Origin of the sequence: Enterococcus sp. DIV2402 (assembly GCF_017426705.2) — a bacterium.
Taxonomy (GTDB): Bacteria; Bacillota; Bacilli; order Lactobacillales; family Enterococcaceae; genus Enterococcus_F; species Enterococcus_F lowellii.
Window position 1 is genome coordinate 1,276,053 of record NZ_CP147251.1, and the last position, 17,300, is coordinate 1,293,352.

The 17,300-nt window shown below is 32.8% G+C and carries 15 protein-coding genes and 1 other annotated feature; all 15 genes read left to right on the forward strand.

All coding sequences use genetic code 11. From position 1 onward, the window contains the following. Positions 1-532: 532 nt before the first annotated feature. Positions 533-1,342, forward strand: coding sequence for a MetQ/NlpA family ABC transporter substrate-binding protein (locus DOK78_RS06230; RefSeq protein WP_207941232.1), 810 nt, complete (start codon positions 533-535; stop codon positions 1,340-1,342). 98 nt (positions 1,343-1,440) lie between these two features. Next, positions 1,441-2,181, forward strand: coding sequence for a class I SAM-dependent methyltransferase (locus tag DOK78_RS06235; protein WP_207941231.1), 741 nt, complete (start codon positions 1,441-1,443; stop codon positions 2,179-2,181). A 58-nt stretch (positions 2,182-2,239) separates the two neighbouring features. Next, positions 2,240-2,689, forward strand: coding sequence for a MarR family winged helix-turn-helix transcriptional regulator (locus DOK78_RS06240; protein WP_207941230.1), 450 nt, complete (start codon positions 2,240-2,242; stop codon positions 2,687-2,689). Between the two features lie 87 nt (positions 2,690-2,776). After that, a complete protein-coding gene (locus DOK78_RS06245) occupies positions 2,777-3,964 on the forward strand; it encodes an MFS transporter (RefSeq protein WP_207941229.1) in 1,188 nt (395 codons plus the stop codon). 320 nt (positions 3,965-4,284) lie between these two features. Then, positions 4,285-4,986, forward strand: coding sequence for a polyphosphate polymerase domain-containing protein (locus DOK78_RS06250; RefSeq protein ID WP_207941228.1), 702 nt, complete (start codon positions 4,285-4,287; stop codon positions 4,984-4,986). A gap of 22 nt (positions 4,987-5,008) precedes the next feature. Next, a complete protein-coding gene (locus DOK78_RS06255; RefSeq protein WP_207941227.1) occupies positions 5,009-5,689 on the forward strand; it encodes a DUF4956 domain-containing protein in 681 nt (226 codons plus the stop codon). Between the two features lie 11 nt (positions 5,690-5,700). Continuing rightward, positions 5,701-7,284 (forward strand): CotH kinase family protein, encoded by a 1,584-nt coding sequence (locus DOK78_RS06260; RefSeq protein ID WP_207941226.1) that lies wholly within the window; start codon positions 5,701-5,703, stop codon positions 7,282-7,284. 12 nt (positions 7,285-7,296) lie between these two features. Beyond that, on the forward strand, positions 7,297-8,697 hold the full coding sequence (locus tag DOK78_RS06265) for an MBOAT family O-acyltransferase (protein ID WP_207941225.1): 1,401 nt from the start codon (positions 7,297-7,299) through the stop codon (positions 8,695-8,697). A 22-nt stretch (positions 8,698-8,719) separates the two neighbouring features. Further along, positions 8,720-9,895: an alginate O-acetyltransferase AlgX-related protein gene (locus DOK78_RS06270; RefSeq protein WP_207941224.1), complete on the forward strand. Its 1,176-nt coding sequence runs from the start codon at positions 8,720-8,722 to the stop codon at positions 9,893-9,895. 6 nt (positions 9,896-9,901) lie between these two features. Continuing rightward, on the forward strand, positions 9,902-10,753 hold the full coding sequence (locus tag DOK78_RS06275) for an MBL fold metallo-hydrolase (RefSeq protein WP_207941223.1): 852 nt from the start codon (positions 9,902-9,904) through the stop codon (positions 10,751-10,753). Positions 10,754-10,757: 4 nt separating this feature from the next. After that, positions 10,758-13,127 carry a glycosyltransferase family 2 protein gene (locus tag DOK78_RS06280; protein ID WP_207941222.1) on the forward strand — a complete coding sequence of 790 codons (2,370 nt, stop codon included), beginning with the start codon at positions 10,758-10,760 and terminating at the stop codon, positions 13,125-13,127. A gap of 52 nt (positions 13,128-13,179) precedes the next feature. Continuing rightward, a complete protein-coding gene (locus DOK78_RS06285; protein ID WP_243430523.1) occupies positions 13,180-14,205 on the forward strand; it encodes a glycoside hydrolase family 5 protein in 1,026 nt (341 codons plus the stop codon). A 164-nt stretch (positions 14,206-14,369) separates the two neighbouring features. Then, complete coding sequence (locus DOK78_RS06290) at positions 14,370-15,527, forward strand: GGDEF domain-containing protein (RefSeq protein ID WP_207941219.1); 1,158 nt, start codon at positions 14,370-14,372, stop codon at positions 15,525-15,527. Positions 15,528-15,585: 58 nt separating this feature from the next. Then, positions 15,586-15,821: a binding site (T-box leader), on the forward strand. Positions 15,822-15,915: 94 nt separating this feature from the next. After that, entirely contained in the window at positions 15,916-16,773 is an 858-nt protein-coding gene (locus tag DOK78_RS06295) for a MetQ/NlpA family ABC transporter substrate-binding protein (protein ID WP_207941217.1), read from the forward strand. Between the two features lie 89 nt (positions 16,774-16,862). Continuing rightward, positions 16,863-17,252 (forward strand): DUF6157 family protein, encoded by a 390-nt coding sequence (locus DOK78_RS06300; RefSeq protein WP_207941215.1) that lies wholly within the window; start codon positions 16,863-16,865, stop codon positions 17,250-17,252. Positions 17,253-17,300: the final 48 nt, after the last annotated feature.

The window sequence follows — 17,300 nt, forward strand, 5'->3', positions numbered from 1 at the left end:
TCAACTATCTTCAACTAATATAAATGAACTTAATTTCATGGCTGAAGAAGAATAGACCTGAAATACTAACTGCACCCTTGATGAAGGGTGCAGCTTTTTTTATAAAAAGCAAAAGAAATTTATACCTGTAAGTTTCATGGGAATATTCTAAAATGTTGACAGTGAAGCGTTGCTTTGATAAGATGAGATTACTCTAATTTAATCTCATTAAACACTCATGGAGATAAGTACATTCGGAACCATTTAAAGAGAGCTCGTAAATGCTGAAAGCGGGTAATGTGTGAACAATGGAAAATGGTCTTTAATAAGAATTATTCTAAGTGGCATGGCCGAGTGGAAACATTAAGTCGTGACGGATGCACCCGTTAAACATGCAATGGTATCGGAAAAGTTTCCTGTACTGTATAAGGGAAAAATGGCGACGTTTTTCTGAAATCTAGGTGGTAACACGTATTGGAATACGTCCTTGCTTAAACTGTTGTTTAAGTGAGGGCTTTTTTTATTGGAACAAACATTATAAGGGGGAGATAAAATGAAGAAACAAGTACTTTTAGGATTAGGATTAAGCGCATTATTTTTATTGGGAGCGTGTGGTAAAAAAGAAAGTAGTGCAATTGAGCAACCGTTGACAATTGGTGTGACAAGTGGTCCGCATGAAGAAATTATTAAACATGTGCAAGAAACGGCGAGCAAAGATGGCTTTGAAATTGAAGTGAAAGTGTTTGATGATTTTGTTGCACCCAATCGTGCGTTGGCTGACGGTGATTTAGATGCGAATTTATTCCAAACAAAACCATATTTAACAGAAATAGTTCAGACAGAAGGGTTTGAACTAGAACCGTTATCGCCCACCATTACTTTACCGATGGCTGTATATTCAGATTCATTGACTTCATTGGACGAAGTTAAAAAAGGTGCGAAAGTGGGGCTTCCAAATTCAGCAACCCAAGAAGGTCGTGCGTTGTTAGTCTTGCAAGATGCGGGATTGATTACTTTACCAGAAGGGGTAGGTCAAGAAGTAACAGTAAATGATGTCAAAGAAAATCCCTATGAGTTAGAATTTATTTTAGTTGATGCAGCACAACTTTTATTACGATTAAAAGATTTAGATTTTGCAGTGGTCAATTCAAATTATGCGATTGATGCTGGTTATTTCCCAGATGATTCTGCTCTTTTTGTAGAAAATTCAGAAGACTTAAAGCAAGCGAACTATCTAGTAACACGTAAAGAAGATGCGGACGAAGAAATTTTCCGAGAATTTTTAGAATATTATCAAACGGAAGAAGTGAAACAATTTATTTTAGACAAATATCGTGGGGCAGTCATTCCTTCTTGGGATTAGACCCGTATGAAACTACTCTTTTGTGGAAGGGTAGTTTTTTTACAATTCTAAACGTAATATGATATAGTTAGTCTAATTTTTTAGTTGGAGGGGATTAGATGAAATGGAATGCACTGATTTATGACACACATCATGATTTTGTTGCGGAATATGGTAAAGGTTTATTAGAACTTATTCCATTAAATCAAGAACAACGAATTCTTGATTTAGGATGTGGAACCGGGACATTAACTAAACAGCTGACAAACTATGGCAATGTTCTTGGTGTAGATGGTTCGGCATCTATGATTGCACAAGCAAAAAAACGTTACCCAGAAGTGGTATTTCAAGTCATGGATGCGTTACAACTTCCATTTGAAAATGAATGGGAGGTTATTTTTTCAAATGCAGTATTTCATTGGATCAATAATCATCAACAACTTTTATCATCGATCTATCAAGCGTTAGTACCAGAAGGGCAATTGATTTGTGAGTTTGGTGCTTATGGAAACATTCAAGTAATCGAAGAAAGTTTTCAATTAGCTTTAGAAAAACGAAATTGTGCGTATCAATCAAAATTTACTTTTCCAAAAATAGCTGATTTTGCAAAATTATTAGAAAATCAAGGCTTTATCATTGATGCTATAGTTGATTACGATCGTCCAACAGTTCTATCAGGAGGCGAACAGGGATTAGCAATTTGGGGAAAACAATTTTTTGAAACGGAATTAGCTGTGTTCTCAGAAGTAGAACAAGAGCAGATTCTCACTGATTTTGTTGAAACTGCTCATGAAAAATTATGGCAAGAGAGTGATTGGATTGCTGACTATCGCCGATTACGTGTAGTTGCGCATAAATAGGAAGGAATTTGCAATCATTTGGAAATCTTGCTATGCTTGGTTGGAAAGAAGGGATTGCATGGATCGACGACAACAATTAGTTAGTGAATTAATGGACTTATGTCATGAAATTACGTGGTTAAATAAACCAGTATTGGAAAAAGCTTTAAGTGATTATACATTAAGTGAAATTGAAATGATTGAACATATTGCACTCATTCCTTATGCAAATGTGACGAAACTAGCAGCTGCTAGCTATATGACCCGTGGAGCTATTAGCAAATTAGCAAAAAAATTAATCAAACAAGAATTAATTGAAAGCTACCAACAAGCTGAAAATAAAAAAGAGATTTATTTTCGATTAACCAAAGCCGGACAAGAAATTAATCAAATACATCAGGAATTGCATCAAACATTTCTTGAAAGAGATAAAACTGTTTTTCAACATATGACGGATGATGAATTTGATACTGTATTTCGCTTTATTGGACGTTATCGCTATCATTTAAAAAATATCACAGAAGAGTGATATTTTTTTATTTCTTTATTGTTGACTAGGAAACAAAAATGGCTTAAAGTTATTTTTATTGACCAAGAAACAATAAGGAGTGATTACATGAATTCAACTATTAATAAACATGCTTTAACATTTGGTTTTATTTCCGTTTTTCTTACAGGGTTAGGTTTGACGATTGTTAGTCCCGTGCTACCATTTATCGTCGAGACGTACACCACGAATGCACATAGCCAAGCAACAGTAGTCACATTACTGATGGCAATGTATGCTCTGGCCGTTTTTTTAGCAGCACCTTTATTAGGAAAGTTAAGTGATCGTTATGGTCGTCGTCCAGTTATGATTTTGAGTTTATTAGGGTCTGCATTTGGTTATTTTATTTTTGGCTTAGGTGGTTCGATAATGCTTTTATTTATCGGACGCTTGATTGAAGGGATTACTGGTGGTGAAATTTCAGCTATCTTTGCTTATTTTTCAGATATTACACCAGTTAGTGAACGCACCAAATATTTTGGCTGGATTAGTGCGTTAGTCGGTGTTGGTACAGCTATTGGTCCAAGTCTGGGAGGTTTTTTAGCAACATTTGGGAACCATATTCCAATGTATGCAGGAGCAGTTATTACGTTACTAAATGCTATTTATGGGTATTTTTTTATGCCTGAAACGTTAGATAAGTCGCAACGTTTAACAAGTATTTCGATCCAACAGATGAATCCTTTGCGAGAGTTAGTACATTTATTGACACAGAAAGCTGTAAAATGGCTTTTACTTACGGGCTTTTTCATATGGGTTCCCAATGGTTCATTACAAGCAATTTTTTCTCAATTTTCAATCGATACATTTGCTTGGCAACCAACATTTATTGGATTTCTTTTTTCAATTTTAGGAATTTTGGATATTTTTTCACAGGCGTTTATTATGCCAAGAATGTTAACGAAATTATCTGACAAACAAATTGCGACAGTAGGTATGATTAGCGAAACAATTGGTTATGGATTGATTGCGTTATCGGCCATTTTTTCTGTGGTACCTATTTTCATTATAGGGATGACTTTATTTGGGATTGGTGATGCTATTTTCGGTCCCGCCTTTAATGGATTGCTATCTAAATCGGTGGCTGCTAATGAACAAGGTCGCGTGCAAGGTGGCGCACAGAGTATTCAAGCTCTTGCACGAGTCATCGGTCCAGTGATTGGTGGTCAAGGGTACGCGATAATTAGTCATACAATGCCTGCTTTCATGGGAATGATTTTAATTAGTATGGCAATAATGATTTTAACTAAAAAATAATAAAGACAAACGAAATTCTTTTGAGAGTTTCGTTTTTTGTTTGATAAAAGTAAAAGAATTTATTGACTTAATATGAATTAACACCTAGTATCTCGATAAACAAATGGCGATGGTAATTTTATCAGACAAGATTAGCAAAAAGACATAGACAGATTCAGATGGTTTTAGGATAAATAAGAAAATAAAAATAGCGTCATCCATCTATTTATATCGTATAATTAATAAGGATATAAAATTTTTGTAAATGTAATTTTTATGAAGTTTAAATTTTAGTTAAAAAATCGACAAATAGTATGTTTTTGAAATAAAGGAGAAATTTTATGAAACAAATGTTAGATGTTACGAGGCGTGAAATAAAATATCGTATTTCCTTAGAAACTGCATTACTTACACAACAATATTTATCGCAAATATTACCCCAAGATAGTCACAATGGCGTAGATGGCTATCTTGTACGATCTCTTTATTTTGATAGTTTATATCACGATGACTTAGAAGAAAAATTAGAAGGAATTGAAGAACGACAAAAAATACGTCTACGTGTTTACTCTCCGCAAGATCAATTGGTAAAACTAGAAATAAAAGAAAAAAATGGCGACTGGCAACAAAAGCGTTCTTTAACAATTGCAAAAAAAGAAGCGATTCGATTAATTGCGTGTGATTATACGGTTCTACAAGAAATTAATCATTCACTGGCACAAAATCTATATTATAAGATGACAACTGAACTATATAGGCCTCAAGTAATTGTTCAATATAATCGTTATGCTTTTATGATGGATGTAAACGATACACGAGTGACTTTTGATCAAAAATTAGTAGCTAGTGAAAGTAGTTTTGATTTATTTGGCGAATCGGATACTTTTTATCCAGTAGGTTTTCCAGATGATGTGACACTAGAAATAAAATATAATCATTTTTTATTGTCACATATACGTGAACTATTGGATAGTATTGATAAATCTTCACAATCATATAGTAAGTATGTAATGTCGCGTTTTATTAGTCACACAACTGAATAAATTAATGTAGGGGAGAACAATTATGAGAGACGTTTTGTTAGAATTATTAAAATCAAATCAAGGAGCATTGACTATTCAGGATATTGTATTGAATTTTTTTATTGCAGGAATTTTAGGAGTAGTTATTTATTTATCTTACCGAATTTCACATGCAGGTGGAATGTATAGTACGAAATTTAATGTGTCTTTAGTTATGTTGACACTGATTACAACTTTAGTCATGAATGTAATTGGAAATAATATTGCGCTATCTTTAGGTATGGTCGGAGCGTTATCGATTGTTCGTTTTAGAACAGCAATTAAGGATTCTCGAGACACTGCATATATTTTCTGGGCAATTGCTGCAGGAATTTGTTGTGGTGTACAAGAATATGTCATTGTGTCGATTGGTTCAGGAGTGATTTTTTTATTTTTAATTTTATTTGGAGCAGTTAAAAGCAATGAACGTTATTTATTAATTTTACGTGGTGATAGTAGTTCTGAAAATTTAGTTGAACAGGAAATGGAGCAATTATTTTTAGGAAAAGTTCGTTATCGTGTGAAAAATATCAGTAATGGTTCATTGGAATATATTTATGAATTATCAGAAAAGCAATTACAAAATGCGGATAAGAAAGTATCTTCTACATCTGCATATTTAAGTAATATTACTGGTATTAAGACTGTAAGTATTGTTAGCCAAAATGATGAAATGAGTCGATAGGTTGTGAAGAGATGAAATATAATCGTAAAAAAACAATGATTACTATTGTAGTATTACTTGTAATAGTTATTTTTGTTTCATTACTCACTCAAATACCTCAATCTAAAAAAATGAACAGTATATATGAACAACCATTGGAAGAAGCGCCTTTAAAAAAGAATCCGCTGCAAGGAATTAATAAGCAGTGGGAAGTAGACGAAAGTTTTTCAACTAATCTTCCTATTATTGTCATTGATACAGGAAATGAAAAACCACCAATCAGCATGAAGCAAGAAAAAGATGGTGTCTTTGTACCTATTCCTGAAGTAACGCCTTATCGATCAGGAACATTTAAAATTATTGATACAGGAAAAGAAAATCATATTACAGATAGAGCTGAAGTAGAGAGTTTAATTCAAATAAAACGTCGAGGAAATAGCTCGATGCTTTATGAAAAAGCGCAATATCTAATCAAATTAGTAACTGAATCAGGTCAAGAACGTTATCTAGATTTTTTTGGAATGGGTTCAGATCAAGAATGGATACTCAATGGATCGTTAATGGATAAAAGTATGATGCGTAATTATTTAGCACTACGTCTGACGGATAAAATTATGCCTTATACACCGGAATCTGTTTATACAGAAGTAATTTATCATGAACATGGGCGCTATTACTATGAAGGAGTACATCTGTTAATGGAAAATGTGCGTCAGGGAAACGATAGAGTAGCTATTGAACCGGCTAAAAATGCTGATTCATTTCCTTCCTATATTGCTAGAAGAGATCGTATTGCTGAAGATGAAGTTATTTTGGATACATGGGCAACTAGAAAAAAATTAAGTGCTAATTATTTAGGTCTGATTTATCCAAGTAAGAAAAATGTGACGCAAAAAGAAATTGATTTTGTAACAGAAGATTTAAGTAAAATTGAGCAGGTTATTTATTCAAATGATCCAGATATTTTTGCCACTTATTCACGTTATATTGATGTCGCTTCTTTTGTTGATTATTTCTTAGTTAATGAGTTCTTTGCAAGTTATGATTCTGGATTAAATTCGACCTATATGTACAAAGATAAAGGTCAAAAACTAAAAATGGGTCCGGTTTGGGATTTTGATGGCACGATGGATAATTATCTTCATGAACCATTAGAGTACAAAGTGACTTCATTTCAAGTAAGTCCATGGTTTGATCGCTTAATTAAGGATAAGCATTTTATTAAGCTTCTACAAAAACGTTATGCTGAATTACGAAGAGGCGCTTTTTCAGATGAAAATGTTTTGAATACTGTGGATATGATTACAGCCCATTTAGGTGATGCTATTGATAGAGAATGGACACGTTGGGGGCATATATATACGACTGAAAATAAATTGAGTTTAGACAATTTTGGTGAGAACGATGAATTCGTACGAAATGCCATAGAATATCGTGTGGAAATGTATCGTTTAAAAACAGCTATTTTAAAACATGCGACCTCTATAGGACCGTATTTAAATATATTAGAAAAAGATACAAAAATGGATACAGGAATAACGTATTATATGCCATTACTATTATTAGTTGCTGTCCTTGGTTTTGCTTTACCAGCATTTAAAGCATCAAGGAAATAGGAGGACTGAAGCATGCGATTTGAAACGATTTCTTTTATCACTCTCTTTTTACCGTTAACATTAGTAATATATTATAGCGTAGCTCGCTTTTTGAAAATTCAAAATGGATTGCTACTTTTAGCTAGTTTATTATTTTATTATGTAGGAACAACCAATTTTTTTGCTAGTGTTATTTTAGTTAGTTGTATTATTTGGAATTGGCTAGGAGGCCTTTTTTTAGAAAGACAAATGAAGAGAAATAAATATGTAAGAAGTGCGTTGTATATCGGAATAGGCGGTAATCTGTTCATTCTTGTAAGTTGTCGTGTTCTTAATCAATGGTCAGAAATTACGAATCAATTATTTAATCATTGGATGTTACCTTTAGGCATTTCATGGGTAGTTTTACAAGGGATAGGTTATTGCATGGAAGTGTTTCTTAAGGAGACAACGGCGGAAAAGAATATTTTTATGATTGCGCTGTATATAGCATTTTTTCCCAAAATAGCCTATGGGCCATTAATTGATTTTTCAATAATGAAAAATCAATTTCTAATGCGCAACTATGAGATAAGCATATTTGTAGAAGGGATTCGTCGATTTGTTATTGGTTTGTCAAAAAAAGTATTGATAGCCGATCAATTTGCCTATTTTTTAAACTATGCGTTTGTGCAATCCTCTCTTGATAATACCGTCATACAATCCTCAGTCACAATGGCGTGGTTAGCATTGTTTGTAAATGGCATCTATTATTACTTCCTTTTATCTGGATACGCGGATATGGCTATCGGACTGGCGAAAATGTTTGGTTTTTCTTTACCAGAAAACTTTGATAATCCATTTATTGCGACTTCTTTAACAGATTTTTGGAAACGTTGGAATATCACCTTAATTCGTTGGTTTAGAAAATATTTTTTCAGTTTAGTTAATCTGAAGAAAAATCGTGATCAAGTTATCATTAATTTATTTGTTATTTGGTTATTAATTGGTTTATGGTATGGTTTTGGTTGGCAATTTATTTTATGGGGAGCGTTTAACTTTGCTATTTTAATAGTAGAGTATTTCTTTTATTTTTCTGAGAATAACTCTTATATCATTTTACGAAGAGTTTATACAACGTTGACAGTATTTTTGGGTTTTATTTTTTTGAGAAGTCAATCACTCTACCACACTGGTCAATTTTTTAGTGATTTATTTGGTTTAAATAATAATGGGTTTTACGATGCTCGAGTTATGGCATTTATTAGAGAATTATGGATACCTATTATTCTATCTTGTTACATCATGTTTATTCATCCTCTGGTTAAAGAAAAAATAAAGATTACATCAGTAGGATTGCTAAAATTAGGCAATACGATAGGCATTCTATTACTTTATATTCTGTGCTTATTGTTCATGTTGCTAGGATTTCAAGTTAATCAAGTATTTGCTTAAAGAGAGGAGATAATCAGTTATCATGAAGAAACAAAATATGTTAAATCTCTTGCTAATCATTATCTTCTCCAGCTTTACATCAATAGTAGGAATAATAGAGATACAAGCATCCTTTGATAAGCTAAGAGAGACACCACAAATACTTTCAACTACTTCACAACAGGAGATTGAAAAAATTTTGATTGATCAACTGCCTTACAAAAGGCAATTGCGTGATGTGTATTCTTTATTGTTACGAGCTCAAGGAAAAGCGGAAGCACGTGATTTTTATATAACGAAAACAGAAGACGGCTATCTTCAACAAGCAAATTACTTTGCAGAAAGTAATCCTAATATAAAAAAATATGCAAAACAATTAGAAAAGATGACGAAAACTTTGAATGACACTACTTTTCTTTATGTAGGAAGCTCCGGAAAGTATATACATGGAGTAAGTAAAATAAGACCTGGTTATCCTACAAATGATGTTGCTTTACAAAATTTAGATGAATTATTTTTAGAATTATCTTATAGACAAATCAATACACTTGATTTACGTAAAACAGTTCCTGAAGAACGAGACACCTATCAGGAATATTATTATAAAACACATAGTATTTGGACAGATGTTGCTGCTTTTCAAGCAACGATTCAAATTATGGATGAACTACAAAAGAAGAACTCAATATTTAATTATGATAAAAAATATGCTTTATCCTCTAACTATCGCAAGGATGTTTATTCTAAAAAAATGGTAGGTGATCAATTACGTTCTACTGGAATTTTTTTTACAACTGTGGATGATTTAGAATTATTTGTACCCAACTTTCCTGTTAATCTGACCTATAAAGACGTATCAAAAAATGTAACTCGTCAAGGAGATTACTATCAAACTGTTATTAATCCTGTAGAATACGCAAGAAAAGATACCACATATTTCAATGCTTCAACTATCTATTTTGGATCTGAATTAAGGCATTTAAAGCTAATAAACAATCAAATAGAGACAGGTGGAAAAATAGTCTTATTAACAGATAATTATTTTTTATCCATTGCTAAATATTTAGCTTTAATGAATAAAGAAGTTGAAGTTATAGTGACTGAAAATGAAACATCCAAAACAATTGAGAAATTAATAGAAAATGAAGAGTTTGATGCGGTAGTAGTAGCAACACAAAGTACATCTATCCAAGATTCCTTTTATAATTTTTACAAGTAAATGGAGGTGAGAGTAATTAAAAATGATTTTTTAGAAAGAAGTTTTATCATCTTTCGTTTTATAATTTTTATTGCTGTGTTGGCAGGAGCTTTTTTTCTAGTTCGCCATTATAATACAGCGAAAGACAATGAACGACCACTAGATGTCTATTTTCTTTCCACAGTTAAAGATGCAAATGCTACTTTGCTGACACAAGGCGCAAATACGATTTTAATTGATACAGGAGAACAACAAGACTACCAAGCGTTAAAAAAATTATTAAAAGACGAACAAATCAAAACGATTGATTACTTAATTTTAACGCATCCAGATAAAGATCATGTTGGTGGTGTGTTAAATATCTTACAAGATTTTTCTGTTGTTCATGTAATTATGCCTTATTATGGTAAAGAGCACGAAAACTTGGAAAAAATAACTAACGAACTGACAGCTTTGGAAGTGTCTGTAACCTATCCTTCGAGGACACGTAATTTTGCTTTAGGATCTATAAAATTGACAGTATACCCGCCTTTAGAGAGACATTACAAAAAAGATAATAATTACTCGCTTGCTACTTTAGTTACATATCAACAAACAAATATGCTATTTGTCGGTGATAGTGAATCAAAAAGATTGCAAGAGTTGATGCAAGTTAATTGGCCTACCATAGATTTATATCTAGTTGCACATCATGGGCGTGCTAATTTATCATCAGAATCTTTTATAGAGCAAATTAAACCAAAAATAGCTGTAACTACAGCCTCTAGCAATGACTTAGAAGTACAAAATGCACTAAAAGAGTTAGCATCAACTATTTATTTTACAAACAAACAAACGTTGCATTTCCAAAGCAATGGAGAGGAAATTGAAAGGAAATGAGAATATGAAGTCTATACCTAAAGAAACAAGTAAATTGTATTCTTCGATTTACCCTAAAGAGTCAAAGATTAAAATTTATCGTAATCAATTATGGGTATTACTCACTGTTATCTTAAATATCATTTATTTGTATTGGCGGATTCGCTACACGTTACCTTTGGAGTTTGGGGTGGTATCTATTATCATTGGCGTGTCTTTAGTTATTGTAGAATTTTTAGGAGCATTGGAATCGATGGTTCATTACTACAATATGTATAAGATAGAAAGCCCACAAGTCCCAGATGTGCCGTTAGAATTGTTTCCAGATGTAGATATTTTTATTGCTACGTATACAGAACCAATGGATTTACTTTATAAAACGATTAATGGTTGTAAACACTTAGAATATCCTGATAGAACAAAAATTCACATTTATTTATGTGATGATGGTCATCGACTTGAAGCCAAAAAGTTAGCTGAATCTATGGGGATTCAGTACTTAGATCGTTCTGACAATAAAGGTGCAAAGGCTGGAAACTTGAACCATGCGATGAGTAAAAGTAACTCCCCGTTAATTTTAACAATGGATGCAGATATGATTCCACGCCGAATATTATTAATGCGCTTAGTTCCCTATTTTGTAGATGCCTGGATTAAAAATGAAGGAAAAGAAGAAAAGGATCAAATCAAAATGGGGTTTGTTCAATCGCCACAAACATTTTATAACCCAGATCTATTCCAATACTTCTTGTTTTCTGAAAATCGTATTCCAAATGAACAAGATTATTTCTATAAAGATGTACAAGTATCACGTAATAGATCAAACAGTGTTATCTATGGCGGTTCGAATACTTTACTCAGTCGTGAAGCTTTGAATGATATTGGCGGTTTTTATGAAAAAGCTATTACGGAAGATTTTGCTACAGGAATGTTACTCCAAAAGAAAAATTATCGTTGTTATGCTATGAATGAAGAGTTAGCCAGTGGGTTATCACCAACCGATTTTCCAAGTTTGATTCAGCAACGGATTCGTTGGGCACGTGGATGTATTCAAACAGGACGCAAAATGCATATTTTTTTGACAAAAAATTTCTCTTTATCTCAAAAAGCAAACTATTGGGCGTCAATTTGGTATTGGTATGCGCCAATAAAACGATTAATTTATATTATGTCTCCTATTATGTTTGCAACATTTGGTTATATGGTTATTAAAACTGATTTATTGCATATTTTAATTTTCTGGTTACCTATGTATATCTCAAGCACAGTTACGTTACGAATGATGAGTCGCAATATTAGAACAACGAAGTGGACAAATATTTATGAGACAGCGATGTTTCCATTTTTGTTATTCCCCGTTATAGAGGAATTTTTAGGTATTTCGTTGAAAAAATTTAAAGTAACAAGAAAAGATGGTGTGAATACAGAACAGCAGAATAACTTATTGTATGTACTCCCCTTTTTATTGTTTATTATTTTATCTGTGATTGGAATTGCGAATATTATCTTTATGATTTTAAGAAGTGGTTCTATTGGTCCAATCGTGGTTTTATTTTGGCTCTTAATCAATATATTTAACTTAGTTATGGCAAGCTTTTTTGTTTTAGGTAGAAAATTTCATCGTAAAAGTGAACGTGTGGCTATTTCAGAAGCAGTCGTTTTAAAACCAATTCATGAGGAAGAAATTCACTGTCGTACATTGGATATTTCAGAAGGTGGTGTTTCATTATTTATGGAAAATCCTATCTTTATGGATCATAAAAAATTGATAAAGCTAACTATCACAACCGATTATTATCAGGCTGAAGTAGAAGGTAAAATTGTTCATATCGATGAATTTAGAGGCGGATGGAAATATGCTTTTCAAATTGTTGATTATCTAGATAGTAAAGCCGATTATATGCAAATACTTTATGATAGAGTGCATACCCTACCAAAAAATTTACAATCATCGCATAGTACGTTTGATGATTTACGCTTAAATATTGTGCGTCGCATGCAACCAGTTGTTTATTTTAGTCGTAAATCTGCTCGTATTGATATGAATGAACAACTTCCTCTAGTTTCAGGGGGATTTGTTACCATTATTAATTTTAATTTCGAATATCTTGTGACAGACACTGTAAATGTAGATGATGAAATTGAATGTGTCGTATCTGATGGCGTGAACTTTAAATGTAAATACATTAAACAGTTAAATAATAAAAATAAATTATACCAAATTGTAAATATTGATGAACTAACAAGTGATTCAAAGAAACTCCAATTAGTTACACAATGGGCTCAAAAAGCGCATATAAGTAAACAAGTTGATGAGAAACAACAAGTCAATAATACTAGTTTATTAGTTAATGATATATTAGGTGGCGCAGATGAAGATACTCATACTAAATAAACAAATCTATTTTCTCTTGTATCTAGGCTTGTTAATTCTAGGAGGGTGTAATTTGCAGTTAAAGAGTGAAGAAATACGTTTCTCAGAAAAATTGCAAGCAGGTTGGAATTTAGGGAATAGTTTAGATACACACAACCTGAATTTTCAAACAGATAGTCCAACTGATTACGAGACGTATTGGAAAAACCCTCCAACAAATCCTGAAATAATTCAAGATATTCGCAAAGCAGGCTTTCAAACAATTCGTATTCCTGTGACTTGGCAAGAGCATGTCGATGATAATTTTATGATTGATCAAGAGTGGTTAAATCGGGTCACTGAAATTATTGATATGAGTTTAGATGAAGGATTTTATGTGATTTTAAACGCACACCATGATGACTGGTACACACCCGATGAAGCGCATTTAACATCAGCAATCAAAAAAGTGAAACTATTATGGACGCAACTTGGCAATCATTTTGCAGAATATGACACGCATCTTTTATTTGAGAGCATGAATGAACCTCGTTTAATTGGAACAGGAGATGAGTGGGCAACTGGTCCTTATGAGTCGCAAAAAATTGTTAATCAATTAAATGAAGGCTTTGTGGAAACTATTCGCCAATTGGAGGGCTACAATAGGGAACGTTATTTATTATTACCTACCTATGCCGCACGTTTCGAAACAGCAGCTTTGAATGCATTTGAGTTGCCTTCAGGAAAACATTTAATGGTTTCAATTCATTCTTATATACCGGACTATTTTACGCAGACAGATCAAAAAGGAACAACGTTTGACCCTGAAAATTCTAAAGATACGAAATTAATCGATACATTTTTTTCAGATATTAACCAACTATTTATTAATAAAGGTATCCCTGTTGTAATAACAGAGTTTGGAGCGAGTCATAAAAATAATTTAGATGATAGACTGGCCTGGACGCAATATTTCGTAGAGAAAAGTCGGACATTAGATGTTCCCTACATTTGGTGGGATCCAGGTGGCGATAACCCCAAACACCCAGATTTTAGTTTATACGACCGCTATTATCAAAAATGGTTATTTCCTGAACTTGTCGATAGTTTAGTCAATTAAGACACTAGAAGACGTTATTCTAGTGTCTTAATTTGTTAAGGAGCTTTTTATTTTAAACAATTTAATTATAAATCTTACCTTTACGCTATGTTATAATTTATAGATGTTTTAAAATAAGGATAGCACATACACAATTTGTGAATGGAGAAAGGATGGGATAATCTATGGGGAAACGCGAAGAAAATAAAAATCAATTTGCGACTACCCGAATAGTTGAACTGGAAAAAGAATATGAACGAATTAATGCGGAGTGGTTAGGTTTTCATTATAAAATAGCGGTAGCTTTTGTTTTAGCAGCAATTTGTATTGAAATTATTGTAAGTATTATTGTGTTAAAACAACAATTGTCAACAGCTACAACGACTATGTATGTTTTGAAATATTTAATCATTCCTATGATTAGTAATATCCTCTTATTAATAACGGGAAATATATTGAGGAAGAATCAGAAGCTCTCACATATGCAACGGTTATATAGTGTCTCTATTATGTTTGTGTTAATTAGTTTTGTCATTACGACGATTCATAATATTTCTTCTCCCGTTTATACCTTATACATTCTACCTATCGTTATTACAGGGATCTATGCAGTTCCTCGTTTGACGATGCGAACGGGTATATTAAGCATTTTCTTGTTTCTAAGTGCAGAATTTCTTATTCCGTGGAATCCTTCTCAAAATACTATTTTTGAGTCACCATTACGTTTGTTGGGAATTGTGTTGATTTTTGCTTTGTTAGTTATGTTTACACTAATTTTTACAATAGGAATGTATTACTTAGAAAAGAAAAATATTGCTAGTATCAATTTAGAATTAGAACGTTATGAACTGGAGCAACAGCTGTATATTGATGAATTAACTGGTATTTTTAATCGATTGGCATTTAATACTGATTTAACTCGATTAAATGAACAGCTTGTCCCGTCACGTTATGTTTTGACAATTGCTGATATTGACCATTTTAAAAAAATTAACGATCATTATGGTCATTATATTGGGGATGAATGTTTGAAATCTTTTGCGACGGTACTTAATCAGTATTCGCATGAACCTGTTGTGTATCGTTTTGGTGGGGATGAATTTTGTTTGTTGTTTCAAGAGAATACATTACAAGAAGCGTATGAAATTTGTCTGGAATTACAAAAGCAGATTCAAAAAATTACGATACCAGAACATCCAGAGTTAACGATTACAGCGAGTTTTGGTTTGGCAGAATCGACTTCAACAAAAGGAATGTCGGACTTGTTTCTGCAAGCAGATAGCGTATTATATAAAGCAAAACAAGAACGCAATAAAGTGGTGCTGTTTGAAGAAATGTCCTAAAAGTTATTTAATGATTGACAAACATCGGATTCTATTGTAAATTATGATTCAATAACATATACATCCATTGAAGAGAAGAGTAGTTTTCGAAGTCTTTGTAGAGAGGTTCTGGTTGGTGAAAAGAACTAAGAGGTAGAAAATGAAGATGGTCTCTGAGGATAAATCATCGATATGTAGGTGATTTCGGAAGGTTCAATCGTTATCTTGAACACTATTTCTTGTTTTTTAGGAGATAGATTGAGGGAAGTAGTTACTTCCAAACGAAGGTGGTACCGCGATTTATTCGTCCTTTTGTCAGTTTTACTGATGAAAGGACTTTTTTGTTATCTAAAGGAACACACCGTTTTACGGTTTAAATATAATAAAGAAATTAAAGGGGAGATAAAATATGAAAAGTTTAAAAAAGGTAGTCGGATTAGGAATTTTAGGTGCAACATTTTTAGGATTAGCAGCTTGCTCAAATGGCAGCGGCAATCAAACAGAGGATTCTAGTGCTTCAGCGAGTACAGAAGAGAAAACACCATTAACAGTAGGTGCCAGCTCAACACCACATGCTGAAATTTTAGAACAAGTTAAAGATGATTTAGCAGCAGAAGGAATCGAATTAAATGTTCAAATTTTTGATGATTATGTTTTACCAAATACAGCTTTAAACGATGGCGACTTGGATGCTAATTTCTTCCAACATACACCATATTTAGAAAATTTCAATGAAGAACATGGAACAGACTTAGTTTCTGCTGGAAGCATTCATTTTGAACCACTTGGAATTTATCCAGGTAAAGCGAACTCGTTAGAAGACATTTCAGAAGGTGGCAAAGTTTCTATCCCTAATGATGCAACAAATGGCGCTCGTGCCTTATTATTACTTGAAGCAGCTGGTTTAATCAAATTAAAAGAAGGTGCTGATATTACAACAACATCAAAAGATATTGTTGAAAATCCAAAAAATTTGGAAATTGTTGAATTAGATGCTTCACAAATTGCTCGTGCTGTTCAAGATGTGGATGTAGCGGTTATTAATGCCAACTATGCATTAGAAGCAGGATTTAACGTTGAAAATGATGCGTTACAAAAAGAAGATAAAGATTCTGAAGCAGCACAAACATATGCCAACATTATTGCTGTGAAAGCTGGTAATGAAGACAGTGAAACAATCAAAGCATTGCTTGCTGCATTACAATCAGACAAAATAAAAGATTATATCAATGAAACATACCAAGGAGCAGTCGTTCCAGTCTTTTAATCCAGAAAAAGAGTTGAAGGTTTTCTTCAGCTCTTTTTGTTTGCACAAAATTTTGTTATAGTAGAAAAAAGTGAGAAAGGATGTTTTCGATGAAAGTTCATACCACAAATTATAGAGATACCTTTATTGAAATTCCTCAAAATAGTCCCATCACAACAGCCGGTATCCCTCCAGAAAGAAAACAAAAAACGATTGCTCGAAAGCAATATGAGTTGTTGATTAATCAACCCTATCAACTCACGTCTGATGAAGTCTTATATACCACAACTGCTTTCCACAAAGGCATTTCCAAAGAAGAATTTTTTTCAAAAGGACAGCCTTGTTTTCGAGCATCTCCCTTAGTAAAGCAATATGGCTGGGGTGTTCATTTTAATCATGAAGAAAAAATGGCGATTTATCCAATGGAATCAGAGGAATATCAGCGTTTCAAACAAGATTCTAGCTTGAAGCATATTCAATCCATGCGCCAAAAAAGATAACTATCATGTACCAATGGGGTGCATGATTTTTTGCATTCATATGAAATT

What these genes read in the sequence shown, in the direction of transcription:
- DOK78_RS06230 (WP_207941232.1), top strand. Translation starts at nt 533, where the DNA reads ATGAAGAAACAAGTACTTTTAGGATTAGGATTAAGCGCATTATTTTTA.
- DOK78_RS06235 (WP_207941231.1), top strand. Translation starts at nt 1,441, where the DNA reads ATGAAATGGAATGCACTGATTTATGACACACATCATGATTTTGTTGCG.
- DOK78_RS06240 (WP_207941230.1), top strand. Translation starts at nt 2,240, where the DNA reads ATGGATCGACGACAACAATTAGTTAGTGAATTAATGGACTTATGTCAT.
- DOK78_RS06245 (WP_207941229.1), top strand. Translation starts at nt 2,777, where the DNA reads ATGAATTCAACTATTAATAAACATGCTTTAACATTTGGTTTTATTTCC.
- DOK78_RS06250 (WP_207941228.1), top strand. Translation starts at nt 4,285, where the DNA reads ATGAAACAAATGTTAGATGTTACGAGGCGTGAAATAAAATATCGTATT.
- DOK78_RS06255 (WP_207941227.1), top strand. Translation starts at nt 5,009, where the DNA reads ATGAGAGACGTTTTGTTAGAATTATTAAAATCAAATCAAGGAGCATTG.
- DOK78_RS06260 (WP_207941226.1), top strand. Translation starts at nt 5,701, where the DNA reads ATGAAATATAATCGTAAAAAAACAATGATTACTATTGTAGTATTACTT.
- DOK78_RS06265 (WP_207941225.1), top strand. Translation starts at nt 7,297, where the DNA reads ATGCGATTTGAAACGATTTCTTTTATCACTCTCTTTTTACCGTTAACA.
- DOK78_RS06270 (WP_207941224.1), top strand. Translation starts at nt 8,720, where the DNA reads ATGAAGAAACAAAATATGTTAAATCTCTTGCTAATCATTATCTTCTCC.
- DOK78_RS06280 (WP_207941222.1), top strand. Translation starts at nt 10,758, where the DNA reads ATGAAGTCTATACCTAAAGAAACAAGTAAATTGTATTCTTCGATTTAC.
- DOK78_RS06290 (WP_207941219.1), top strand. Translation starts at nt 14,370, where the DNA reads ATGGGGAAACGCGAAGAAAATAAAAATCAATTTGCGACTACCCGAATA.
- DOK78_RS06295 (WP_207941217.1), top strand. Translation starts at nt 15,916, where the DNA reads ATGAAAAGTTTAAAAAAGGTAGTCGGATTAGGAATTTTAGGTGCAACA.
- DOK78_RS06300 (WP_207941215.1), top strand. Translation starts at nt 16,863, where the DNA reads ATGAAAGTTCATACCACAAATTATAGAGATACCTTTATTGAAATTCCT.